Annotated in this window: 2 protein-coding genes; both read left to right on the top strand. The window is 62.6% G+C overall.

Annotation, left to right across the window (positions count from 1 at the left end; translation table 11 throughout):
* On the top strand, positions 1-1006 hold a 1006-nt coding region (locus tag VI480_RS00025; RefSeq protein ID WP_323670758.1), incomplete at its 5' end, for a DNA sulfur modification protein DndB.
* Between the two features lie 210 nt (positions 1007-1216).
* On the top strand, positions 1217-2680 hold the full coding sequence (locus VI480_RS00020) for an RNA-directed DNA polymerase (RefSeq protein WP_323670757.1): 1464 nt from the start codon (positions 1217-1219) through the stop codon (positions 2678-2680).
* Positions 2681-3260: the final 580 nt, after the last annotated feature.

The raw sequence follows: 3260 nt of genomic DNA, 5'->3' as shown, positions 1-3260 counted from the left end.
GCCATTCGGAATCGTCGTGAAGGTCTTCGTCTACGACCCCGAAGACATGACTGCCCTCCCCCCCGAGGATCGGACTCAGCGGGAGTTGAAGAAGCGGCGCGTGCCCGAGATCGCCGACTACATCCTCAGCCACGATGACTACATCTTCTCCGCTGTCACGGTGTCGGTCGATGTCAATTCGTTCGAGTTCGAGCCGGTCGAGCCGGGCAGCGACATCGGCGTGCTCCACTTGCCGCCCGATGCCGACTACATCGTGAACGATGGCCAACATCGAATCGCTGGCATCGCTCAGGCCCTGCGCGACGACCCAACGCTTGCGACCGACTCGATCTCGGTAGTCCTGCTGCCCGACGGAGGCACCCAGCGCAACCAGCAGATCTTCAGTGACCTCAACCGCACCGTCCACAAGACCTCCAAGTCACTGGACATCCTCTACGACCATCGTCTGCCCATCAATCAGATCACGATGGACTGCGTCGACGCTGTTCCGCTGTTCCGGGGACGAACCGTCAAGGAGCGTGTATCGCTCTCGGTGCGGAACCAGAACTTCGCCACGCTCTCCGGCCTTCAACGAGCCAACACCCAACTGTTGGGTGACATTTCTGAGAATGCCGAGGAAGCGGTCGTCAGCGATGCACGTGACTACGCCATCAACTTCTGGAATCGACTGACACAGGTCGTGAGTCCTTGGTCCGAGATTGCGGCCGGGACGAAGACCCCAGCTGATGCGCGCCAGGAGTATCTGTCGTCGTACACGCTCGTGCTGTGGGCGCTTGGCCAGGTCGGGGCATCGCTCCGCGAGCAAGGCATCAGCCTTGACGCGCTGGGCGCTCTAGCTGATGTCGATTGGCGCAAGAACAACCCCGAATGGGAAGGCATCTGCGTCTTGGGTCAGAGCATCATCACCAGGACTTCCACGCGCGACGCCACCGGTGAGCAACTGAAGTACAAGCTCGGACTGCGACCCGACGCACCGGCCGCCGTGCTCGACACGGACGGTTCCTGACAGCAGCGGCCGGCGTCGTGCTGACGACTCTCTTGACGAAGAGGACACCAAGGCGAATTGCCTTTGTTGTCGCTGCTCCCGTCGGTGGTGACGGATGGCCATCGAGCGCCAGAATCAAATGACGGCCATGTGGTTTACGTGGCCCCGAAGAAAGGAAACGTAATGGAGACGAGTGGATTGCTGAGCTACAGCGGACAGTCGCGTGAGTCTGTGACGGCGAGTGTGCAGGCGGGCCAGGAGTATTCCCGCCTGCGGGATATTCCCGATGTGCTGGGGTGGAAGGACCTCGCAGCTCAACCTGATGCGACCTTCGACGCGCTTTGCCGGCGAGCGTCGGAGGGTCGAGTACCGGGCGCTGTGTGCGGGTTTCCGCTGCCAAAGCCTGGCAAGGACGATCTGCGGCGACTAGCCCACCTGCACCCGCTGGACGACCTGCAGTTGCGCTTACTAGCTGGTCGGATTCTCGTCGGGGCGGCGTCCTGCGCCCATGTCCATTCGTTCGGAGCGCGGCTCGCAAGTGGTCCGCCGGGCTGGCAGATCGAACCCAGCAATCATGCATGGCAGTGCCTGCGGGATGTCGCCTCGGCGCATATCGATTCAGGCCGGTACGCGACGCTTGTGAAGTGCGACATTCGGCGCTGCTATCCGAGCATCAGTGCCGAGATCGTCGAACGTGCGCTGGTGTCGCAGGGGCTCGATGCCAAACGGATAGGCCCGCTTGTGGAGCTGCTGCGTGGACTGGTCCTAGTAGGTGCACCCGGAGGGCTTCCGATCGGTGCCGAGGCGTCAGCCTTGATCGCTGGTCTCGTGCTTGGTGTCGTGGATCGGGACCTTGCCGAAGCCGGGTTGGCCCACCTGCGCTACTCCGACGACAGCTTCATCTTCGTCCGCAGTGGTGCCTCCACCGCCTCCGCATATGACGCTTACTGCGCGGCCCTCGACTCGCTCGGCCTGGAGCCGAATTCGGAGAAATACGAAGAGCACTCGGTTGCTGACGGCAGCGCGTGGTCAGCCGTGCAGGACCCAACGGTTTCGGCGCTGCAGGGCTACCCAGCGTTCTTTGGCGATGAGCGACACTTCGTTGTCGCTCTTGATGAAGAACTGGGTCAGGATCAACCCAACTGGAAGGTCGTGTCGTTCTGCTTGGGCAGCCTTCGCTACCGACGCAGCCCGTGCGCTCTGCCGAAGATCCACGACTGTCCGGCGGTGCTGTTGAACCTGCCGAGACAGGTTGGGCGGTACATGGCCGAACTATCTGAGAACCGGCCGACCCACCACGAGGTCGACCAAGACTGGCTGGTCGAGCAGGCGACCGCTGACCGTGGAGACGCCGGCTTAGCGGCTCAGCTGCACGCCTGCGAGGCCGCCTCCCGAGTCCGGCTGGGCAAGGCGAACGGGCAGCGGCTCGAAGAGATCATCATTGGATCATCTAGTTGCGCCGCACAACAGGTGCCGGTGCGTGCCGCCGCTGCGCACGCATGGGCTCAATCACGGGCGTATCGTCGGCGCCGGGCCGAAGACCTCGCGGAGGAATTCGGTCACTACAACATCCGGCGGGCGCTCATCGACGCCATCGCAACCAAGTGCCAACGGTCTAGCAAGACCCACTCGTTCCGCCAGAAGATGTGGTCTGCCGACCATGATCTCGAACCCGTCCTAGAGCGGCTGCGCTGAGGAGATACTGCGCTGAGCCAGTCCAGCTTCGGTTGGAGAGTCGATGCCGTGCGGTCTGACGGCGTCCACGGGGGGAGCGCTGACTCGACTGTGCACTGCGCCTGACTTCGTCAACGTGGCTTCGCTCCTGACGGCTGGGGCAGCCGAGCCAACGGTCGGTCTAGATCGGCCAACGCGATCGCTGTACGTCGCAGGCGATCGATCTGTGCCGACACTGCCAACTCATACGTGTCGGCGCGAAGAGGCAATTCACAGTGCCAATCTCTGCGCAATGGCGCAGCGTCGATGGCGTCATGGGTTGCCGCTGCTGACCGGATTGTGCGATGCCATTCGACAGGCACGCCGAACGCCCCTTGAAATCGCCATCGACCTTCGTCAAGCGAGAACCGAAGCAGCGACTTGCGCCAGCGGTTGGTCTCACGGTTCCTGACCAGAGCAGCGCTGAGCGAAACTTGAGCGCGCTCGCTCATGAGCCGCAGAGTGCTCAGATTCTGCGGCTTCGAGGCGAACATCCTCGTCCAGTCACGAGGCATGAGTATCGAGGCCGCGATCTGGTCGCACAGGCGTTCCTCGTCATCAC

Origin of the sequence: Candidatus Poriferisodalis multihospitum (assembly GCF_028283155.1) — a bacterium.
Classification (GTDB): Bacteria; Actinomycetota; Acidimicrobiia; order Acidimicrobiales; family Poriferisodalaceae; genus Poriferisodalis; species Poriferisodalis multihospitum.
The sequence above is the reverse complement of the archived record's forward strand: the minus strand, read 5'-3'. Positions and strand labels throughout refer to the sequence as shown.